The organism is Christensenellaceae bacterium 44-20, from assembly GCA_041223705.1.
GTDB lineage: Bacteria > Bacillota > Clostridia > Christensenellales > Christensenellaceae > QANA01.
On sequence record JBCLQU010000001.1, the window covers coordinates 419,742 to 437,939 of the forward strand.

Genomic DNA, 18,198 nt, shown 5'->3' on the forward strand with positions numbered 1-18,198 from the left:
ATGGAGCTTATTTTGCTGGATAAGAACTTCGGGCTGTTGGGGATGCCGATAGATGATTTTACGTCATTGCAATGGAAGCGGCGCTGGAAAGAGGGCGGCGGCTTTGAGCTTCATTTGAGCAAGGAATATTTTGCAACGGCCAGCGCTGCGCGGTATCTCTATCAGAATGAGGATGAAGAGACAATGGCGATAGTAAGCGCCGAATATGAAGAGAAGCGGGGGGAGGTTACGCTGGGCGGAAAACCTCTCAATATTCTTTTCGATGACGTTGTTATCCCAAAAACAGAGGTGATCCGAGGGAATCTGGAAACAGAGGCGCGCCGCATCGTGAAGAAGTACGCGATAGACGGGACACAGAAAATCGATAAGCTGTGCCTGGGTGCGGCGCAGGGATATTCCGAGACTGTTGACACGCAGATGACGGGTATTTCTCTATATGAGGCGCTTTATACCCTGCTGGCGGAAGAGAACCTGACATGGCGGCTCTCCTACGATTACACGCAGGACGCGCTTATCTTTGACATTGTGAAGGGAAAAGACAGGACGCAAAACCAGAATGAAAATGCGTGGGCTGTTTTCTCTACCTCACGCGAAAATATTCTGAATATGGAATACCAGCGCAGTGAGGAGGATTACAAAAACTATGCCTTTGTGGCAGGAGAGGGGGAAGGTCAGGCGCGCACGGTGGTTGAAGTGGATCGGAGCAACGGAGAGACAAAGAAAGCCATCTATATTGACGCGCGGGATTTGCAGAAAGAGCAGGACGAAAGCGCGGCGCAGTATAGGCAGAGGCTGATCGCGAGAGGAGTTGAAAAGCTGGCAAAGTACAAAAAGACGGAAAGCATCACGGGGGAAGCGGCGGCGGACGCGCTGCCCCGCCTTGGGCTGGATTACGATATGGGGGACAAATGCGATTTTGAAAACCCAGAGCTTGGAATCTCTTTTCAGAGCATCGTAACAGGCATAGACAAAGTTTATGAGGCAGGCGCGCACTCTGTAACCCCGATTTTTGGAGAGGTGCAGCTGAATTTGAGGCAGATAATTTCAAGAGAGGTGAGCAAAGACAAATGAGTTTTAAATGCGGGCTGTTTGACAGCACGGAAATTGTAGAGGTAGTGGGCGGTTATCCGCGCGGAAATAAGGCGCAGGATGCCGCTTTTTTTGCCCGGATGCTAAAAAATCTCATAGGCAATGGCGTTCCGCCAAACCCGACGACTAATTTCCAGGTGCTGGCGCAGAGCGGCTTCACGGTGCAAATGCGGCCAGGAGATATTTACTTAAAAGGCTACTTTGGCTATGACGATGAAGCCAGTACGTTTCTTATCACAGAGAATTTGCGCGGCGCCCCGGTCTATATTTCCTGCCGTTATGATGCGGTAGCGAAAGATTTGTATTGGGTAATGTCAGATGCAGTTGAAAGGTCTGAAACCTACTATGACTTAGCTGTGGCGCGGATTGTTATTCCGAGCGGAGCTGTGGAGATTACGGATGTTATGATAACAGACCTGCGCTCGGATCCGGCATATTGCGGATATGTGCAGAAAATCACAGATACGGTAGCGGAGGAACTGAGAGAAGAGAAACTCGATAAAAGTGAGGCAATAGATGCGGTATGCTCGCCGGGACAGGTAATATTTCGCTATGATAACATCAATCCAGCAACACTATACCCAGGCACAACATGGCAGCTAATATCTAAGGGGAAAATGCCTATTGGGCTTGATCCAGATGACCCAGATTTTAATGAGGTAGGAAAGACAGGGGGCAGCAAAACGGCTAAATATTCTCTGGAGCATGACAGCTATGCCAAAATTGGCGGGTATGCCAACCAGCCGGTTGTCTTGCGATATACCAACAAGAAGGGCACTGGTATAGAATACAGCGCTGACACATATGCCACTTTTTCGCAGGGGGCAGCGCTTGGCCCAATAGGGGAGCCATACACGCAAACCCGAGCGATGGCACTGGGTGGCACAACGGATGAGGGCAATAATATGCCCCCGTTTATAGTCCTCTGTATATGGTTACGACTTTCGTAAAGGAGAAAAGGGAAAATGGGAGTATTACAAGAATTTTTGAACTATCTGGAAGAGCAGGAAGATAACGGCTCTATCTATGTCTGGGGTGCGCAGGGACAGGGTGGAGAGACAATCTCTGAGAACTGGATCCACAGGATGGAAACCAGCAGAAACAATGCAGACCGGGCAATCGCACTTTGGAAACGCCGAAAGGCCGAGGGAAAGAATGCGCTGCGGGCATTTGACTGCTCTGGCCTTATCGTATACTTCTTTCAGAACCTAAAGGGCGTATTGAAATCAGACACAACCGCTCACGGCCTGAAAGGGATGTGCAGCCAGATTTCCCAAACGCAGCTATTGCCGGGAGATTTTGTGTTCCGGGTGTATACCAGCGGCACAAACAAGGGGAAAGCATATCATGTGGGCGTGGTGGTGGACGTAGAAAAGAACGTCATAGAAGCCAAAGGCCGGGATGACGGCGTGGTAAAGCGTCCGCTAAACGCCCAGGCGGGATATTGGAATGCTTATGGGCGGCCTGCTTTTCTCAAAGCAGAGATTGAGGGAGACGCGCCAATTCCACAGCCTGTTCCTGCTGGCTGGGAACTTTCAAGGCTGCTCAAACGGACAAACCCTATCATGAAAGGTGGAGATGTGCAGGCAGTACAGCAGGCGCTTATCTCCAAAGGCTATTCCTGCGGGGCGTCCGGCACGGACGGCCAGTTCGGCGCCGGTACAGAGAGTGCGGTCAAAGCCTTTCAGAAAGCAAATGGACTGACGGCAGACGGCATTGTGGGACAGAATACCTGCATAAAGCTGGGCGGCATCTGGAAAGGAGGCAAGGCAAATGCACCGGCCTCTTCGGCTGGCTGGACGCTCTCCCGCCTGCTCAAACGCGCCAAGCCTACGATGAAAGGTGAGGACGTGCGGGCAGCGCAAAAAGCATTGATTGCCAAAGGGTATTCCTGCGGAAGTAGCGGAGCAGATGGGCAGTTTGGAGACGAGACGAAAGACGCGGTGATGCGCTTCCAGAAAGCACACGGACTGAAAGCAGACAGCATTATCGGAAAAGACACTTGCGCAAAGCTGGGCGGCAAGTGGAACGCATAACAGGAGGAAAAAGAGATGGATATGATGGAACTGATTCGGCCGGAAATGCTCACGCTGATTCCCGTGCTGTATTTGATTGGTGCGGGGCTCAAGAAAGCGGAAGTGTTTGAGAATAAGTATATCCCGCTGGGGCTGGGGCTGCTGGGGGCGTTGCTGGGCGCGGCATGGCTGCTGGTATTTCGCGATGCAGAGTACAACATCCTGCAAAGCCTGCTGATGGGAGCAGTACAGGGGATTCTCTGCGCTGGGTGCAGCGTTTACGCCAACCAGATTTACAAGCAGCTTAAAGAAGAAAAGGAGGTAGAGTAGAATGGATGGTGTAATCCTAACAGCTGTTCTCGGCTTTGCAGGCACGCTGATTGGGTCTATTGGCGGCATTTTTGCATCTTCTCGGTTGACAAATTTCCGATTGCAGCAGCTGGAGGAAAAGGTGAAGCTGCATAATAACCTTGTTGAGCGCATGACGGCAGTGGAAGAAAAAATTAAAGGCAATGCACACCGCATTGAAGAGATTGAACATAGCGTATGAGAGATAAAGAAAGCGGGGCATTTGCCCCGCTTTTTTCTGTGCTGTCCTTATTTAGGTACAGAATAAAGACAAATCCGGTTGACGTGAACACGGAATGCTCATATACTTATATAAAGGAGTGTTGGAAGTATGGCTAGAGAAGCATTAGATGTGGCGAAATATGTTATTCATAAATGCCATTGTGATGGGAAAGCGATTTCAAATCTACAATTGCAGAAAATATTATACTATATGCAAGGGCTATATCTTGCAAACTTTAAGGAGCCATTATTTGAGGATAAAATTGAAGCTTGGAAATTTGGACCAGTAGTTCCTAATATTTATTATGCTTATAATAAATATATCGCAGATAATATTTATGAAACATACCCAGATATTGAAAATATGTTGCGATTTTCTAAAGAAGAGAAAGAATTTCTAGATAAAATTATTATAGAGAAAAGAGAATTAAGCGTATGGCAGCTGGTGGAATTAACACATAAAGAAAAGCCTTGGAGGCAGGCCTATACAGATAACATGAGTAATACCATAACTCAAAGAAGTATGATGGATTTTTTTCTAAACGAGTAGCCGATAAAAGGAATTGATATGAATGCGCATAGTGAGCAGGAGAATCTGAATAATCTTTTAAAGGAAATTATTCTTTCAACGACAACGGAAAGTCCGATTAAAACCGATGTATTTAATGCAGAAAAATACTGTGAGCAATTTTCGAAAATATATGGGAAAGGGCTTTTTCGCCATAGCTATGCAGCTATTGCAGATTTATTATATGGAACTGATGTTGAGTCTTTAGATATACTAATGTTTAAAATGATGGAGATCTTGACTGAGGTAAAGCGTAAAGAGGTAGATGAACCAAAATCAAAAAAATGGGCAAATACAGGAAAAGCGCTTAATAAACTCAAGGATCATATTGAACTTGAGCATATTCATATTGATCGATTAAGAGGGGATAGTCTGAGACGAGACTTTAATGAGGCCGTCATTTGTATACGAGAAGTAGAACAGAAAACTGCAATTACGGAAGAAAATCTAAAAAAAGCAAAAAAGGATATAGATGGCTTTAATGCTCAGTCCATAACGGTTTTGGGCATTTTTGCTGGTATAGTGATGGCTTTTACCGGCGCGTTTAGCTTGTTAGGTAGTGCATTTAGCCAAATTAACGCTGTCAGTTTTTACAGATTACTTTTTTTAGTATTGCTGGTAGGTTTCGTTTTAATCAATAGTATTTTTATTTTAATTTATATGGTAGGAAAATTAGTAAATAAGAGTGTTGCGAGTAATTGTAAATACTCGACCCCATCTCCAGCTGTTTCTTCTTTGAATTTTAGGAATATATGTGAGTGTGATCCAGAGCAAAGAAAAAAATGTAATCCATTAAAAAAATTTTATAGGAGATATCCTTTTGTTTCTATATTGGATGCTGTAATTTTGTGCATGATTGCATTACTGGCGATTATGCGGTTTATATGGAAGTAGAGAAGAGCGCTTTACTCTATTTTCAATTGCGTTAGTAGGAGAATTATTGTATAATAAATATGGATTGCGGCGGATGTCCTCGGACTATGCCTAAGGAGAGCCTGATGCGTCGGGCTCTCTTTTAAATTTGACTTATTTAGAATTTTATGGTATAATAAATCTAATCGCGGATATGGTTTGCGGACTATATCTTGCAGGGTTCGGCTTTGCCGGGCCCTGTTTTAATATTAGCAGTCAGACAGCAAAGGTTGGAAAGGCTCCTGACATACTCGCGAGAGTACCTGAGATGATGGATACGCCGCCCATCTTGCTGGATGGATAAAAAGCAGGGCCGAAACCCTGCTTTTTTATATTTGATGTTTGACAATCCATTGGGCTATTTGCTCAGCGCTAATTTCGCCAGCGGCCACCGAGAGAATCATATCACTTAATTCTTTTTGCTTGTAAGATAGCTCGTATCCATTCAATGCTAGGAACACTAACATGACATGTGCACCAAGTCTTTTGTTGCCATCTACCATTGCATGATTTTTTACTAAGCCAAAACAAAGTTGAGCGGCCTTGGCCGGAATGCTTGGATATAATTCTTTTCCTCCAAAGGACTGAAATGGATTGCTTAGCGCAGAATCTAACAGTCCTTCATCGCGAAGCCCATTACTTCCACCAGTTGCTTCTATTAAGCTGATATGAAGTTGCAGTACCTGTTCTTTGCTTAGAATAATCATTTCGCAAGAACCTCATATGCTTCTTTGTTTTGCTTAATAAAACGCTCCGATATAGCTAGAACATCTTCTGCACTGGCCACTCTTTCTTTTTCCACCTTGCTGAAATCAATTACAAGATACCGTGGCTTATTATTTTTCAAAATTACGGCAGTCCCGTGTTCATTGACTACCTTGGCAACTTTGGAAAAATTTTGATTTGCTTCTGTTATCGAAATCATTGTGTTTGTATCTACTGTCATTAAAATATACCTCCCTCTTGACTATATTATATACAAAATATAGCTAGAAAACAACCTATTTTTGAGATAAGAATTGTTTTCTTTCGCTTTTTTTATGAATTCCTGGATAAAAGGTCTATCAAGGAATCTAATTTAGAACTGCTATCTTCACTTTCAAAGAGTTGTTCTACAGTAACATTATAAAAATTGAGTGTACCCTCACTTTCTTTATGTAAAAAGCGAATTTAGCAGATAACATTTGTCACAAATGAGAAACAAATAAAAAATTATACTGCTGATTTTATTCTTGAACTTTGTTATAATTTTTAAAGATAGTCCTTAAAAAGGCCGTATAAAATAATGAAAAGAAAGGTGCTAATTGTGAAAGAAAGTAAAGGTAAGGCGGTTTTATTCAAAAAACAGATACAATTTTGGTATATCTTGCATCTATAGAATATACGAAAGAACTTTTAAAATCTCGTTATAAACTTGGAGATAGGGTGTATATCCATGTAAAACGTGATACGGGATTTGCGCTTGCATATAACAATAATGACCTCAACGATATTATCCAAATGGATATAAAGGATGAGAATTACATTTTAGAACTTTGCGATAGTATAAGATAATAAAAATTGCTCGAAAAAGAAACCTTGGCTTATAGCAAAAAATAATTGTTAGTCTTAATGACCAAACTAAAGCCGTGATTTGGTGCACTTTTTATTTTTGTATATAAGTTGAGCATTTATGAGTAAGGAAGAAAAGCCTTAACCATGCGCTTTTGGGCACATTTTATACATAGCTATAACTTGCTTCGTTGGGTTCGACTCCCCTCGGCTCCACCAAAAGAGGAAGCGTCGAACTCTTCTTCATCAAGAATGAGTTCGCGCTTGTGTATAGATTTGGGGATGCCCTTTAGGGTGTCCCCTTTTCGTTTTTCTGACATCGTATTTTGCGTTTTAAGACGTTTTAAGCCCGAGGAGGTACTTGTTACCCTTCGGGCTTTTCTGTGCCCTAAAACGGCTTTGAGGACGTTCTGAAAAGAATGTAAGAGCACAACCTGCATCTCGCTTCGCTCGATGCGCTTTATGGACTGGGTACATGGGAAGGGTGACGTGCTCAAGGTATTGTTGTTCCATTTTGTTCCAAAAAAGTTGGAACAGACATTTCCCGCATTTTCTCGGTGTTCCAGCCCGATTTGAAAAATCTTGTTCCATTTCTCAAAACAAAATTGGAACAGACGAAACCCGCATATTCTCGGGGCATTTCTTCGATTGTTCCATTTGTTCCACTTTTTTATAAACCTTTATTTACGCGAGAAGAAAAAAGAGAAATCCGTATATATAAAAAAGTTTGTTGAAAAAAACTGGAACAATTGGAACAACGGCGTTTCGGGTCGAGAACCATCGGGAAATCAGCGTTCCATTTTGCCTGAAAAAACTGGAACAAAAGTGGAACAAAACTGGAACATTTACCTGAGAGCACCCCTCTTCCCCCTGTACTGCGATTTTTTTGCATACTGTTTCTGCTCATTTATGGCGGGAAATAGTGTTAGACATGCCCCTGACCTGCTGGTATGTGATGTTTGGTATTGCTTTCCGTCATTTTGTGTTGTATAATATATGCATAAATTCGCGACATGATTGCCGATGGATAGCGGCCGGGATATACCGACGTGAGCCTATCTGAGACCGAGCCTTAGGCTCGGGAGGAAGCCGATGAGGGTCCGCCCTCGAAACTGCGTCGGTCTGACGAGCCGATGCGGGAGGCAACAGCGTCTACCCGTCCAAATAGGACGGCAATCGCACGAACGTGACGAGCGGCGAATCAGATTTCAGCTTGATTGCTGGATTCTGGTTCGCCGCTTTTTTGCGTTTATAGGCAGAAAAAAAGGAGGTTGCTTTATGGCAAATGCAAAACAGAAGAAGGGGTTCACGAAGAAGATTCTCGGCGGGAGCGAGCTGACGATGGAGGAATACGCGGCCTACATCACGGCTCTGAAGGCGAAGCCGTTCCTGACGAGTGCCGAGGCGTCGACCCTGTTCGAAATAGGAATCGGGCGCGTGCGTTCGCTGATGAAGGCCGATGACGCGGACTTCGTGGTGATGACTGACACGATTCGAAGTCGCCGTATTCACCGCGAGACGTTCGAGAAATATCTGGTGTCTCACGGGATTCATTAAGGAGGTGAGGTTATGAGGCAAAAAGAAAACCGCCCCGGCGCTGGCGACGCTTACGGGACGGTACCATTTAATTATATTAATGATAGCACAGATATGAGCGAATTTCAAGACTTAACATACAACGGACTGCTCAAGGCGGTCACGGACGATTATCTGGACGGTCTCGACGAGGACGCCGACCTGCCGTTCGAGAGCATCGAGGCGGAGCTTCTTCAGGCGACCAACAACGCAATCGAGGAATACAACCTCGGTCCCCGCGACCCGAACGCCCCTATGGGAGCGCCCATCAAGGACGCGTACCCGAACGCGAAAGCCCCTGCTGACCGCGTACGGAAACTGAAGGCTCTGACGCCTTGGCAGGTGGCGAGCGTGATAATTCGCCTGTACCACGCGGTCGGAATCCGCCTGAACGGTCAGGAGGGCGACGGGAATTTCGATGTGGGGGTCTACCAATCCCACGGGGAACGGCGAGGGCTGTACGACACCCGCACCGAGACGGTCCGGAGGTTGATTACGGCTCTCCACCCGGGAATCAGCGATGTGGACATGCGCAACACCGAGAACAAGCTGCGCGTCCTCGTGCCGAAGGTGGAGCCTTGCAAAGACAAGGCACTCGTTCCCGTGAACAACGGAATCTTCGACTACGAGAACAAGATTCTGCTGGATTTCGACCCGAAGTACGTGTTCACCAGCAAGTCGAACGTGGATTTCGTCCCGAACGCCCGGAATCCGGTCATCCATAACGACCAAGACGGAACGGATTGGGACGTGGTCTCGTGGATGGAGGAGCTTTCCGACGACCCCGAGGTGGTCAAGGTTCTCTGGGAGGTGCTGGGGGCTTCCCTGCGTCCGAACATGCCGTGGAACAAATCCGTCTGGCTGTACTCCACTCAGGGCAACAACGGAAAGGGCACGTTCTGCGCCCTCGTCCGGAACCTGCTCGGGAAAGGCTCTTGGGCCTCGATTCCTCTGAAGGATTTCGGGCAGGATTTCATGCTTGAGGAGCTTACCCGCGTACAGGCGATTATCACGGACGAGAACGATGTCGGAACGTATATCGACAAGGCTGCCACGCTCAAGTCGGTCATCACGGGAGACCCGTTCCTGCTCAACCGCAAGTACAAGGCTCCAATGCCGTGCCTTTTCCGTGGGTTGATGATTCAATGCGTGAACGAGATTCCGAAGCTCAAGGACAAGTCGGAATCCATGTACAGGCGATTGCTCGTGATTCCGTTCGAGAAGCGCTTCGAGGGCTGCGAGCGCAAGTACATCAAGGACGATTATCTGGGACGAAAGGATGTCCTCGAATACGTCCTGTTCCACACCTTGTACGAGATGGATTTCGACGAGTTCAGCGTTCCCGAAGCATCCGAGAAGTCGCTGGACGTGTTCCGAGTCGACAACGACCCTCTTCGCCAGTTCGCGGACGAGGTGTTCGACAAAGCCGCATGGGACCTGCTCCCTTGCAAGTTTCTATACGATTTGTACCGCTACTGGTTTCAGACGAACGTCCCTCAGGGAAAGATGCTGAGCCGGAACTCCTTCTATTCCTCGCTCGAACTGATTGCACCGGAATACGGATGGCAGTTGCAGGACAAGGTCCGCTCGGCGAACCGGATGGATGTCCCCGAGATGCTGATTCTCGAATATCAGGTGCAGGAGTGGATGAATCACGACTACCGGGGAAGCGACAAGATGCGTCTGGCGCAGCCCGAGGTGAAGGACAGCTATCGAGGCTATGTGCGGAACAAGGTGGGGTCGGTCCCCGCGTACATGGTGTCCGGAGAAACGACCGCAAGCAAAGAGACAGATTCAGATTGATAAGGAGTGATTGATTATGGCTATCAAGAGATTCGATGACATAGACAAGAAGGCGCGTGAGCTTGAGGCTCAGGCGAAGAAGCTGCGCCGCGAGAAGCAGGCTGCGAAGACCAAGGCGTACGCAGATGCCCTCGTGGCGGTCTTCCCCGAAGTGAAGGAAATGGGTTCCGCCGAGGAGGTGCTCGCGTTCGTCAAGACGCTGCACAGGGACGCCGGACATGGAAATGGCGGAAATCCTTCCGATGGCGACCCGAACGCAGTCGTGCGCGAACCTGCGGGCGACGCCGATTCTCCGGACGGCGGCCGCGGTTCTCTCGGCGTCGAGGGATTCAATCCCGAGCGCCGCCCCTTCGATTAAAACGCGCCGGAGGTTCGGACATGGGGAGTCGTCCCCGTGTCCGACATTCGGTCGCGTTGTTCTGTTGGACAGAACATGTTGAGTCGGAGGGGACAGATTCGGGGGTTCGAAGGGGACGGCTTCGCCGCCCCCTCGCAAGCTGACCATGGCGGGAAAAATGCGATATTCGCATTTTGTACGTACATGGTCAATGCTTGCTCCCTTCCCCGTTTCGCAGATTGCAGCAAAGTGCGACGAGAAATGCGCATCGCATTTGGATTGCGAACAAGGAGGTGTTTTGCATGGCAAAAGAAGTTGAGAAGAGAAGCGGCAAGGCGACCCGCCAGCGCTACAAGAAGGACCGTCGCGAGACTGTTATTCAGGTGCGCATGAACGCCGAGGAGCTTGCCCTTCTGGATGGGAAGAGAGGCGGACGCACGCGCTCGAATTATCTGCGGGGCGCGCTGTACGGTTCCGCCGGTCCCCACACGGAGCACGAGGTCGTTGCGGACACTCCGCAGCTCGACCGGATGCTGATGGAACTGAACCGAATCGGCGTGAACATCAACCAGATTGCGCGGGCCTTCAACGCCCGCGTGAAAGGGATGGGCATGCTTGAGGAAATCAAGATGGAACCGGACAAGAAGGCGTTCGAGAGCCTGCGGGAATCCATCGACGGATTGTCGGACGAGGTCAAGGGGCTTCGAGCCGATTTGCATGGCGGAATCACGGGAGGTGATGTCTGATGTCGACGACGTATGTGCAGGCATTGCCCGACGTGCGGGGTCGCATGTCCTACACCGAGTTCGGAGAGGGAAAGCGCAGACGCGACCACCTGCAAAACGGGACGGACCGCATCGCCGCCCAGATGGGCGACATGCCCTCCCGAGGTGAGTTCATCGCGTACTGCAACGGGCTTCATGCCGTCCATCCGAACATGGTCAACGAGGGTTACGAGCTTCGCGTCTCGTGGGCGCTCGACGAGTTGAATCCGGGCAATCCCGACGATGTGCAGAGGGGCATGGAGCACGCCTACCTGCTCTGCCATGAACTCGCCCCCGACTCCCCGTGTTGGGTGACAATGCACGTGGACGGCGAGGGCGGATGCGTCCACGCCCACGCGACAATCGCGAACCACGATTGCCGCACCGGACAAGTCATAAATAAAGAGGACACGAGCCTGTTCGCCCCGCGCGTGCAGGCGGTGAACGACGAGCTGAGCCGCGAGTGGGGCCTGTCCGTGATAGGAGCGGACAAGGACAAGTCGACATGGGCGGAGAAACGGGACTCGTTCGAGCACGATTCCTTCGACCGACATCTCGGCGATGCGGTGGCAAAAGCAAGGGACGACGCCAGCGATATTGATGATTTCAAGCAGCGTCTTGCGTTCGCCGGAGTGACCCTCAATGAGACATCGAAAGTCGACAAGAAGACGGGCGAGAAGTCCGTCGGATGGTCTTACAGGATGCGGGACGAATGGGGTCCGAAGCGAAGGACCCGAAAGCGCCGCGCCTCGAATCTCGCAGACGACCTGACGAAGGAAGGCGTCGAGCGGTTCTTCGAGGAGAAGCAGGGACAGCAGGCCCGTGAGGCATTGGAGACATCTCCAGTTCCGAAGCAGGATTCCCAGACGGTCGGCATGGAGGATACGCAGCAGGATTCCCCGGCCCAGCATGATTCCGACATGTACGAACCGAGCGAGTCCGACGTAAAGGACATGGCCTCCGATTTGAAGAGCGTGTACGCCCGCCGCAGGAAGAGCGAGGGCATGCCTATCGCCGGGGAGCAGTACGAGGCGCTCGCGAATGCAGAGAACGACCCGGAAGACGCCCTCGCCCAGCTCCGCGCCGATGTGGAACACGCCCGCAGGGAGTTCCGCGATTCCAAGGAGGCACGAGACGCCCTGAAGGGAGCCTGCCCGAGCCTCGCGATGGGATTCGGGCTGTACACGCTGGCGAGCAGGACCGGGACCGACCCCGTCTCCCGCATGATGTCGGACATGATGGCCCGGATGTTCCGCATGATGATGCTCCAGTTCATGGAGGACCAGCGCCGCAGGATGCAGGAGGACGCCGAGCGTCGTCTCTACGAATCGCGCGGCAACATGTGGGACGCCGAGAAGCGCCTGAAGGCCGCCGAGGAGGCTCTGGACAACGAGGCCGCCCGCACCGTCAAGCATCGCGGCGTCACGCCGAAGATGCAGCAGACGGCCGAGGCGACGGAGCGCGTGCGCGACGAGGACAAGTACCTCGGGGAGTAAAAAATGACGGCTCCCTTGCGGGAACCGTCATTCTCAGTGAATCTCGGGGGCGGGCACGCAGTCCCAGCCTGTACCGAAATGGGTGATTCCCCAGACGTACAGGTCGAGTTCCTCGTCATGGAACACCGGCTCGTCCGTGTGCTCCATCAGGAAGTCGGGGTAGCTGATGATGTACCACTGGAATATCTCGTCCCATGGTGCGAAATCCCCGCTCACGAGTTCCAGCGGACGATGCGCCATCTCGTTGGCGAGGACCATCCCGCCGACCGTTTTGGCCAAGTCCGCATAGGTCTCGATACCGTAGCCGTTCATTTCGCGTCTCCTTTTCTTTCGGGCCTTCTCCTTCGCGTGCCGACCCGATGCCGAAGGCATATCGGCGGTCGAGAGCGCGGGTGGGCTTGGGATGGGCTTGGGAAAGACCTTTCAAGGGTCTTTTCCCGGAAGAGGCGGAAACGTCGAAAAATCGACTTCGGCTCGTCTACGGGACGATTCCCGAAAAACGTTCCGAAAGGGGTCTAGGAATGTTGGAACGGTGGGCTTCAGAAAGCCCCTCGGAGGGTCTCAGGCGTCTTCGCCTGTGCCGTGAGTCGTATCGCGATAGTCTGGCGGGTATCCGCCGTACCGCCTGTGGCGGAGAATTGAAAAAAAAATACGGCTATGCCGTTCCCCGTGAGGGGTCTGGCATAGCCGTGGTATGGACGGTTGCGATTAACGGCGGGCACCGCAGTCGCAGTATTCGTAGTCGACATAGGTCTCGTTGTGACCATGGTCTTCCTGATGGGAACCGACCTGAACCTGTTTCTTCTCGTAGATATCTTCTGAGCGGTAGTTGTCTGGGACACCTGCGAGGATGAGTTCCATTGAATGGTTGTCGGCGTCAGCCGCACTCATAGTGGTGTAACCGTCATAGGCGAAGGTGTAGCGAGTTCCCACATATACTTTCTGAGTTTCATAGTCGGGAACCGTCACCATGTTGGATACCCACTTCTGTGCGGTGTGCTGTTTCCACGAATGCTGGTGAGCAGGTTTGCTCGGCTTGTCGGAACCGCTGGAGTTTCCAGTGTTGCTGGAAGAGCCAGAGCTGGAGTTGCTGTTTCCAGAGTTTCCAGTGTTGGAACTTCCAGAGTTGGAGCTGGAAGAGTTGGCGTTTCCGTCGGAAGGCTTGTCAGCAGGCTTGCTGGTAGTGTCGGCAGGTTCGCTGTCGACATTGACTTCCTCGTCGGCTTTGGAAGCGTCTTCCTTCGTCTCGTCAGAGGCGTTCGGGTTGGCGTTCACGTTGCTATCGAGCTTGTCGAGGATAGCCTTTCCGTTGTCACCCTTGAGGGTGGAGTCGCCGTTTTCAACGGCGGTCTTCGTGTCGGTCACGATTGCCTTGAGCATATCGTCCGTCACCTTGTCTGCGGAGATGAAGGTCATCTGGCAGTCGACAGTGACTTCGTCCTGTTCGTCGGAGATTGCGACCTCTGTCGCATCGCCTGTGTCGAACAACTCGTAAGCTGAGCCGTCCTTATTGACAGGGCTGATGACATCGATGTCGTAGCGTCCCTTGTCAACTTCCACTTTGGATGTGCCCTTGTTCCCGTCCTTATCAGCCTTCACGGCGTGATAGAAGTCAACGGAAGCGTTGTCCTCATCAAGCCCCTTGATGTGGACGATGGCAGGCGTGGAATTCTCGTCCCAGCCCTTGTCGGCCGTGATGGTCAATGTGATTCGATGGCCCGGCGCTTCTTCCCCCGTTTTAGCGGTTCCGCATGCGGCCAGTGATAAAGCCATGGCGAGGGACGCCGTCACGGCAAGCAGGCGCTTGACGGTCGGTGTTAGAGTCATATGAAAGAACCTCCTTTTATGTGTAAGCTGCCACTCTCACTTTTGGTGCGGCAGGCCGCACCTCATTGTCAGAGCAAAATCCAACATATTATTATATAATTATATATAAAATCTGCACGTAAATCAAGGGATTTCCCGGTCGGCGCACATCATCACGCTGTCCGGTGCCTCCCGCCGGAGATTGACACTCTTGCGTTGCAATTATATAATTATATAAAGTTTACCTAGGGAGGGAGTACGGATGGATGGGACCAAGAGTGGAGCCGCCCCCGAGAGGACGATTCTCTCGCTTTCCATAACGGTGGAGGACAAGAGAAAGCTGAAGATTATGGCGGCAGAGAGGAACACGACCATCGCGGCAATCATCCACGGGTGGGTGAAGGAGCATTGTTCCGACAAGTCGGAAGAAAGCACAAATTGAGCATTTGCGGACGAATCAAAAAGCATTTAATCAATTGAGATTGAAATAGAAAGTGTCTAAACGAATGGAGGTGATTCATTTGGCGAGAAAGAAATCAAAGCTCAACGACAACAACCTCGCCATCGCGTACTACCGCTACTCCTCCCACTCGCAGAACGAGGCGAGCATCGAACAGCAGCGCGAGCTTGCCCACGAATGGGCGGACGCGCACGGGCTGAAAATCGTCCGAGAGTACGAGGACGCGGCCATATCCGGCACGAAGGAAGACCGTCCGGGATTCCAGCTTATGCTGTCGGAGGTCGCAAAAATCCGTCCGAACACCCTCATCGCGTGGAAGACCGACCGTCTGGGTCGCGATAAGTACGTGCTGGCGATGGCGAAGAAGACGATTCGCGACGCGGGGTGCGAGATACACCTGCTGGCGGAGAACATTCCGACGGATACCGCCGAGGGAATCCTCATCGAGGGGCTGATGGAGGCTCTGGCGGAGTATTACAGCCGGAACCTGTCCGTGCACATCCAACGAGGGATGGACTTCAACGCCGAGCACGCGAACTTCAACGGCCATAAGGTGTTCGGCTTCAAGACGGAGAAGGTGGACAAGAGGCGCAAGTACGTCATAGACCCCGATACCGCGCCGTTCGTGCAGTTGATGTTCGCGAAGTACGCCGAAGGAGAACCCATGCAGTCCATCTGCGACGAGTTCAACGAGGCCGGTCTGCGTACGTCGAGGGGTAACCCCTTCGGTGTGAAGACGATGCACAGGATGCTCAAGAACCGCGCGTACATCGGCGAGTACAGGCACGGCGAGTTCGTCGTTCCCGGCGGGATGCCCGCTCTGGTCGACGGGGAGACGTTCGACAGGGCGCAGAAGCGCCTCGCCGAGAACAAGCGCAAGGGTTCCCAGAGGGCGCGAGGAATGGATGAGGATGGCGCTCCTCGCTACTGGCTGACCGGGAAGCTGTACTGCGGCGAGTGTGGGGAGACGATGCAAGGTGTCTCGGGCACGAGCAAGACGGGGCGCACGTATTACTACTACTATTGCTCCGCCCAGCGGAAGAAGCTGTGCGCGAAGAAGAAGGTCAAGAAGGACTGGATTGAGGACCTCGTGACCGACGTCCTGAGGTACATCATCGACGACTCGGAGAACCTGATGTCCCTTGCGGTGGACGCCGCCGTGTACTACAAGGAGCATTACAAGGAGACGGGGTACCTCGAAGGTCTGGAGGCGAAGCGCAAGGAGGTAGAGAAGGGTATCGCGAACCTGATGAAGGCAATCGAGGGCGGTGCGCTCAGCGACACCCTCATAGAGCGCCTGAACCAGCTTGAGGCGCAGAAGGCATCCCTGAACGACGCGATACAGGCCGAGAACGTCAAGGTCTCGCTGTGCGAGGACGAGCACAGCATCAAGGCGTACTTCGAGAAGTTCCTTCACGCGGACTTCGACAACCCGGAGACGCGCGATAAGATATTGGAATATTTCGTCGATAAGATTTATCTCTACGACGAGAAGCTGGTCGTGACCTCGTGGTATTCGGAGGATAAGACCGAAATCACGTGGGATATGCTGAAAGGAGCGGACGGCGACCCTTTTGTTAAAGGGGAAGCCGCCGAGTTCGACTGCTTCCCCTTAGGCTCCACCAAGTGGGAACTATGCGAACTTTTAGCGCCGCTAGTTCCTTTTTTTATTATGATCGTCAATATCATCGGTAAAATTTAAGGTGAGCGCACGCCGTATCTCTCTTTCTGCAAAAGTCTAAAAAAAGAAGCCTCCGCAATGCGGAGGCTTCTTTTATTTTGAATTTATTCAGCGTCTGCCGGAGCATCATCCTTTTTCTTCTTGGAGCCAATGCTCAAAAGCAGGTTCAGCAAAATGCCGAAAATGGCAGCGCCTGCCACGCAGGGAACCTCTATGCCAAAGAACGGAATATTGCCGCCAAACGCATACTGCCCGCCGAGGCCGATGATCATGATAGACGCGATGACAGCAATATTCTTAGAGCTGAACATATCGACATTCTTATCGATCATGATGGCGACGCCCTGTGCCGCAATAGCGCCAAAGAGGAAAATCTCAAGGCCGCCGATGACCGCCGTTGGGATGGAGTAGATAGCGCCGACAAGGGGCGTAAAGCAGGAAATGACCATTGCGATGACAGCCGCGGCCATCAGCACCGGGATGGAGAAGACCTTGGTGATGGCCATGGCGCTGATATTTTCGCCGTAGTTGGTGCCGCCAGGCCCGCCGATGGCGCCGGCGACCATATCGCCAATGCCGTCGCCGATCAGGTTAAGGCCAAGCTTGCTCTCGATGTCGTAGCGCTTTTCGGAGCCTTTCTTTTTGGCCAGGTCGTTGACGTAAATATCAAGCTGATAAACATGCGCGGTGGATTCCGGAATGGTCGCCAGGGCGACGGGCATAATTGCCGCAACAGCCATCCAGGAAGGCTTGGGCAGCGTGATATGCGGGAGCGCGAAAACGCCGGCGCTTGCGACATCTGCCGGAACCTGTTTGAAGAGGTTGACGCCGGTTGTGAGCGAGATGATGAGCGCGGCGACACAGCCTACGATGGGGCCGAGCAGCAGAGGAAGCTGGCCCAGCACGCCTTTGAGATAGACCGAGAAGAGAATCGTGGAGATCAGCGTAATGAGGGCGACAAGCAACGCCATATTGGAGACCAGCTGCGGATCCCCGGCCGCTGCTGCGCCTGTGCTGGCATCGACGACGGCAGAAGTCGCATCGCCCAGCGCGTTTCCGGCAAGCGTCAGGCCGATGATCATGGCGATGGGGCCAGTAACGCTGGCGGGCAGGGCCTTTTCCACGGCGTTTTTGCCGAAGCGGTTGACGATGAGGCCGGCGGCGATGGAGACGAAGCCAGACATGATAATGCCAAACTGCGCCACAGCGATCTTCTCATCCAGCGATGCGCCGACAAGCGCTTCGCTGGCCATCAAACTGCCGATTGCGGCCAGATAGGAAAAGCTCGAGCCATAGTAGAGCGGGAGTTTTTTGCCCGTGATGAGCAAAAAGCACAGCGTCGCGAGACCGCTTGCGAAAATCGTCGTTGAGATATGGAATCCCGTGAGCAGAGCGACTGTTACCGTGGCCGGGAACATGACGATGACTTGCTGGATTGCATAGAGCAGCAGTTTAAAAAACGGCGGGCGCTCATCCGGCAAGTAGCCAATAACTTGGTTCTTTTTGGACATAAGAGGTTCTCCTTTGTTTGAATATTTTCATGCCAAATACTCAGAAAAGCCATGCCAAAT

At 51.3% G+C, this 18,198-nt stretch carries 19 protein-coding genes; 14 read left to right on the forward strand and 5 right to left on the reverse strand.

From position 1 onward, the window contains the following. The 7 genes from AALG83_02270 to AALG83_02300 all read left to right on the forward strand — a co-directional run bounded on the left by AALG83_02270 (nt 1) and on the right by AALG83_02300 (nt 5,136). Nucleotides 1-1,071, forward strand: coding sequence for a siphovirus ReqiPepy6 Gp37-like family protein (locus tag AALG83_02270; protein MEY8381982.1), 1,071 nt, complete (start codon nt 1-3; stop codon nt 1,069-1,071). Next, complete coding sequence (locus AALG83_02275) at nt 1,068-2,039, forward strand: hypothetical protein (GenBank protein MEY8381983.1); 972 nt, start codon at nt 1,068-1,070, stop codon at nt 2,037-2,039. Before AALG83_02270 ends, AALG83_02275 begins: the two co-directional genes overlap by 4 nt. A 15-nt stretch (nt 2,040-2,054) precedes the next feature. After that, entirely contained in the window at nt 2,055-3,125 is a 1,071-nt protein-coding gene (locus AALG83_02280) for a peptidoglycan-binding protein (protein MEY8381984.1), read from the forward strand. 15 nt (nt 3,126-3,140) lie between these two features. Next, nucleotides 3,141-3,434, forward strand: a complete 294-nt coding sequence (locus tag AALG83_02285; GenBank protein MEY8381985.1) for a phage holin family protein — start codon at nt 3,141-3,143, stop codon at nt 3,432-3,434. 1 nt (nt 3,435) lies between these two features. Beyond that, entirely contained in the window at nt 3,436-3,654 is a 219-nt protein-coding gene (locus AALG83_02290) for a hypothetical protein (protein ID MEY8381986.1), read from the forward strand. A gap of 129 nt (nt 3,655-3,783) precedes the next feature. Further along, nucleotides 3,784-4,224 (forward strand): type II toxin-antitoxin system antitoxin SocA domain-containing protein, encoded by a 441-nt coding sequence (locus tag AALG83_02295; protein ID MEY8381987.1) that lies wholly within the window; start codon nt 3,784-3,786, stop codon nt 4,222-4,224. An 18-nt stretch (nt 4,225-4,242) separates the two neighbouring features. Then, complete coding sequence (locus AALG83_02300; protein ID MEY8381988.1) at nt 4,243-5,136, forward strand: hypothetical protein; 894 nt, start codon at nt 4,243-4,245, stop codon at nt 5,134-5,136. 347 nt (nt 5,137-5,483) lie between these two features. On the opposite strand, the gene AALG83_02305 is transcribed toward AALG83_02300, so the two are convergent. Further along, nucleotides 5,484-5,861: a type II toxin-antitoxin system death-on-curing family toxin gene (locus tag AALG83_02305; GenBank protein MEY8381989.1), complete on the reverse strand. Its 378-nt coding sequence runs from the start codon at nt 5,859-5,861 to the stop codon at nt 5,484-5,486. Then, complete coding sequence (locus AALG83_02310) at nt 5,858-6,100, reverse strand: type II toxin-antitoxin system Phd/YefM family antitoxin (protein ID MEY8381990.1); 243 nt, start codon at nt 6,098-6,100, stop codon at nt 5,858-5,860. Before AALG83_02310 ends, AALG83_02305 begins: the two co-directional genes overlap by 4 nt. 1,883 nt (nt 6,101-7,983) lie before the next feature. On the opposite strand from AALG83_02310, the gene AALG83_02315 reads away from it, so the two are divergent. The 5 genes from AALG83_02315 (at nt 7,984) to AALG83_02335 (ending at nt 12,680) form a co-directional block, all read left to right on the forward strand. Further along, on the forward strand, nt 7,984-8,262 hold the full coding sequence (locus tag AALG83_02315; protein ID MEY8381991.1) for an excisionase: 279 nt from the start codon (nt 7,984-7,986) through the stop codon (nt 8,260-8,262). Nucleotides 8,263-8,274: 12 nt separating this feature from the next. Next, nucleotides 8,275-10,083 (forward strand): phage/plasmid primase, P4 family, encoded by a 1,809-nt coding sequence (locus AALG83_02320; GenBank protein ID MEY8381992.1) that lies wholly within the window; start codon nt 8,275-8,277, stop codon nt 10,081-10,083. A 16-nt stretch (nt 10,084-10,099) separates the two neighbouring features. Beyond that, nucleotides 10,100-10,441: a hypothetical protein gene (locus tag AALG83_02325; protein ID MEY8381993.1), complete on the forward strand. Its 342-nt coding sequence runs from the start codon at nt 10,100-10,102 to the stop codon at nt 10,439-10,441. A gap of 281 nt (nt 10,442-10,722) precedes the next feature. Then, complete coding sequence (gene mobC, locus AALG83_02330) at nt 10,723-11,166, forward strand: plasmid mobilization relaxosome protein MobC (GenBank protein MEY8381994.1); 444 nt, start codon at nt 10,723-10,725, stop codon at nt 11,164-11,166. Then, the gene (locus tag AALG83_02335; GenBank protein MEY8381995.1) at nt 11,166-12,680 is read left to right on the forward strand and encodes a relaxase/mobilization nuclease domain-containing protein; all 1,515 of its coding nucleotides are present in this window, start codon (nt 11,166-11,168) and stop codon (nt 12,678-12,680) included. The genes mobC and AALG83_02335 overlap by 1 nt, the downstream gene beginning before the upstream one ends. A 33-nt stretch (nt 12,681-12,713) precedes the next feature. Here AALG83_02335 and AALG83_02340 read toward each other — a convergent pair whose 3' ends face one another. Both AALG83_02340 and AALG83_02345 read right to left on the reverse strand, forming a co-directional pair. After that, nucleotides 12,714-12,992 carry a hypothetical protein gene (locus AALG83_02340; protein MEY8381996.1) on the reverse strand — a complete coding sequence of 93 codons (279 nt, stop codon included), beginning with the start codon at nt 12,990-12,992 and terminating at the stop codon, nt 12,714-12,716. A gap of 396 nt (nt 12,993-13,388) precedes the next feature. Then, nucleotides 13,389-14,507 carry a hypothetical protein gene (locus tag AALG83_02345; protein MEY8381997.1) on the reverse strand — a complete coding sequence of 373 codons (1,119 nt, stop codon included), beginning with the start codon at nt 14,505-14,507 and terminating at the stop codon, nt 13,389-13,391. A 241-nt stretch (nt 14,508-14,748) separates the two neighbouring features. Between AALG83_02345 and AALG83_02350 the strand changes: the two genes are divergently transcribed. Together AALG83_02350 and AALG83_02355 are read left to right on the forward strand one after the other, a co-directional pair. Next, nucleotides 14,749-14,928: a hypothetical protein gene (locus tag AALG83_02350; GenBank protein MEY8381998.1), complete on the forward strand. Its 180-nt coding sequence runs from the start codon at nt 14,749-14,751 to the stop codon at nt 14,926-14,928. Nucleotides 14,929-14,998: 70 nt separating this feature from the next. Next, a complete protein-coding gene (locus AALG83_02355; GenBank protein ID MEY8381999.1) occupies nt 14,999-16,648 on the forward strand; it encodes a recombinase family protein in 1,650 nt (549 codons plus the stop codon). Between the two features lie 83 nt (nt 16,649-16,731). Here AALG83_02355 and AALG83_02360 read toward each other — a convergent pair whose 3' ends face one another. Continuing rightward, a complete protein-coding gene (locus AALG83_02360) occupies nt 16,732-18,138 on the reverse strand; it encodes a solute carrier family 23 protein (protein ID MEY8382000.1) in 1,407 nt (468 codons plus the stop codon). Nucleotides 18,139-18,198: the final 60 nt, after the last annotated feature.

Excerpts from the sequence above, each read along its gene's own strand:
- AALG83_02270 (MEY8381982.1), top strand. The coding sequence starts at position 1 with ATGGAGCTTATTTTGCTGGATAAGAACTTCGGGCTGTTGGGGATGCCG.
- AALG83_02275 (MEY8381983.1), top strand. The coding sequence starts at position 1,068 with ATGAGTTTTAAATGCGGGCTGTTTGACAGCACGGAAATTGTAGAGGTA.
- AALG83_02280 (MEY8381984.1), top strand. The coding sequence starts at position 2,055 with ATGGGAGTATTACAAGAATTTTTGAACTATCTGGAAGAGCAGGAAGAT.
- AALG83_02285 (MEY8381985.1), top strand. The coding sequence starts at position 3,141 with ATGGATATGATGGAACTGATTCGGCCGGAAATGCTCACGCTGATTCCC.
- AALG83_02290 (MEY8381986.1), top strand. The coding sequence starts at position 3,436 with ATGGATGGTGTAATCCTAACAGCTGTTCTCGGCTTTGCAGGCACGCTG.
- AALG83_02295 (MEY8381987.1), top strand. The coding sequence starts at position 3,784 with ATGGCTAGAGAAGCATTAGATGTGGCGAAATATGTTATTCATAAATGC.
- AALG83_02300 (MEY8381988.1), top strand. The coding sequence starts at position 4,243 with ATGAATGCGCATAGTGAGCAGGAGAATCTGAATAATCTTTTAAAGGAA.
- AALG83_02305 (MEY8381989.1), bottom strand. The coding sequence starts at position 5,861 with ATGATTATTCTAAGCAAAGAACAGGTACTGCAACTTCATATCAGCTTA.
- AALG83_02310 (MEY8381990.1), bottom strand. The coding sequence starts at position 6,100 with ATGACAGTAGATACAAACACAATGATTTCGATAACAGAAGCAAATCAA.
- AALG83_02315 (MEY8381991.1), top strand. The coding sequence starts at position 7,984 with ATGGCAAATGCAAAACAGAAGAAGGGGTTCACGAAGAAGATTCTCGGC.
- AALG83_02320 (MEY8381992.1), top strand. The coding sequence starts at position 8,275 with ATGAGGCAAAAAGAAAACCGCCCCGGCGCTGGCGACGCTTACGGGACG.
- AALG83_02325 (MEY8381993.1), top strand. The coding sequence starts at position 10,100 with ATGGCTATCAAGAGATTCGATGACATAGACAAGAAGGCGCGTGAGCTT.
- mobC (MEY8381994.1), top strand. The coding sequence starts at position 10,723 with ATGGCAAAAGAAGTTGAGAAGAGAAGCGGCAAGGCGACCCGCCAGCGC.
- AALG83_02335 (MEY8381995.1), top strand. The coding sequence starts at position 11,166 with ATGTCGACGACGTATGTGCAGGCATTGCCCGACGTGCGGGGTCGCATG.
- AALG83_02340 (MEY8381996.1), bottom strand. The coding sequence starts at position 12,992 with ATGAACGGCTACGGTATCGAGACCTATGCGGACTTGGCCAAAACGGTC.
- AALG83_02345 (MEY8381997.1), bottom strand. The coding sequence starts at position 14,507 with ATGACTCTAACACCGACCGTCAAGCGCCTGCTTGCCGTGACGGCGTCC.
- AALG83_02350 (MEY8381998.1), top strand. The coding sequence starts at position 14,749 with ATGGATGGGACCAAGAGTGGAGCCGCCCCCGAGAGGACGATTCTCTCG.
- AALG83_02360 (MEY8382000.1), bottom strand. The coding sequence starts at position 18,138 with ATGTCCAAAAAGAACCAAGTTATTGGCTACTTGCCGGATGAGCGCCCG.